Here is a 1,610-nt window from a genome sequence, read left to right as displayed (position 1 = left end):
GCTCTTTAACAATCGATCAGGTAATTCATGTGGGCGTTTGCTCAGGATAGGGGTGCCAGTCACGACCTATCAAGGCAAACGACTCGTCAAGGATCTTCGGATCTTTTTGAGAACGTTTTAGTCTTGAACCAAGTTTGGTCCGCTCAACGGACTATCAGACTTTCAACTGAAGAGTTTGATCATGGCTCAGATTGAACGCTGGCGGCAGGCCTAACACATGCAAGTCGAGCGGAAACGATCCTAGCTTGCTAGGAGGCGTCGAGCGGCGGACGGGTGAGTAATGCATAGGAATCTACCCAGTCGTGGGGGATAACCTGAGGAAACTCAGGCTAATACCGCATACGTCCTACGGGAGAAAGCGGGGGCTCTTCGGACCTCGCGCGATTGGATGAGCCTATGTCGGATTAGCTAGTTGGTAAGGTAACGGCTTACCAAGGCGACGATCCGTAGCTGGTCTGAGAGGATGATCAGCCACACCGGGACTGAGACACGGCCCGGACTCCTACGGGAGGCAGCAGTGGGGAATATTGGACAATGGGCGAAAGCCTGATCCAGCCATGCCGCGTGTGTGAAGAAGGCTTTCGGGTTGTAAAGCACTTTCAGCGAGGAAGAAAGCGTGCCGGCCAATACCCGGTACGGACGACATCACTCGCAGAAGAAGCACCGGCTAACTCCGTGCCAGCAGCCGCGGTAATACGGAGGGTGCAAGCGTTAATCGGAATTACTGGGCGTAAAGCGCGCGTAGGCGGCGTGTCACGCCGGGTGTGAAAGCCCCGGGCTCAACCTGGGAACGGCATCCGGAACGGGCAGGCTAGAGTGCAGGAGAGGAAGGTAGAATTCCCGGTGTAGCGGTGAAATGCGTAGAGATCGGGAGGAATACCAGTGGCGAAGGCGGCCTTCTGGACTGACACTGACGCTGAGGTGCGAAAGCGTGGGTAGCAAACAGGATTAGATACCCTGGTAGTCCACGCCGTAAACGATGTCGACTAGCCGTTGGGTCCCTTGAGGACTTAGTGGCGCAGTTAACGCGATAAGTCGACCGCCTGGGGAGTACGGCCGCAAGGTTAAAACTCAAATGAATTGACGGGGGCCCGCACAAGCGGTGGAGCATGTGGTTTAATTCGATGCAACGCGAAGAACCTTACCTACCCTTGACATCCTGCGAACCCGGAAGAGATTCCGGGGTGCCTTCGGGAGCGCAGAGACAGGTGCTGCATGGCTGTCGTCAGCTCGTGTTGTGAAATGTTGGGTTAAGTCCCGTAACGAGCGCAACCCTTGTCCCTATTTGCCAGCGATTCGGTCGGGAACTCTAGGGAGACTGCCGGTGACAAACCGGAGGAAGGTGGGGACGACGTCAAGTCATCATGGCCCTTACGGGTAGGGCTACACACGTGCTACAATGGCCGGTACAAAGGGTTGCGAAAGCGCGAGCTGAAGCCAATCCCGAAAAGCCGGTCTCAGTCCGGATCGGAGTCTGCAACTCGACTCCGCGAAGTCGGAATCGCTAGTAATCGTGCATCAGAATGGCACGGTGAATACGTTCCCGGGCCTTGTACACACCGCCCGTCACACCATGGAAGTGGACTGCACCAGAAGTGGTTAGCTTAACC

At 56.0% G+C, this 1,610-nt stretch carries 1 rRNA gene; it reads left to right on the top strand.

Going from position 1 to position 1,610, the window contains the following annotated elements:
• Nucleotides 1-163: 163 nt before the first annotated feature.
• Nucleotides 164-1,610 (top strand): 16S ribosomal RNA (locus tag LUN51_RS17350); the annotation flags it as partial.

Origin of the sequence: Chromohalobacter canadensis, from assembly GCF_029544075.1 — a bacterium.
GTDB lineage: Bacteria > Pseudomonadota > Gammaproteobacteria > Pseudomonadales > Halomonadaceae > Chromohalobacter > Chromohalobacter canadensis_A.
Note: the sequence above shows the minus strand (reverse complement) of the source record. Positions and strands in the feature narration are given on the sequence as shown.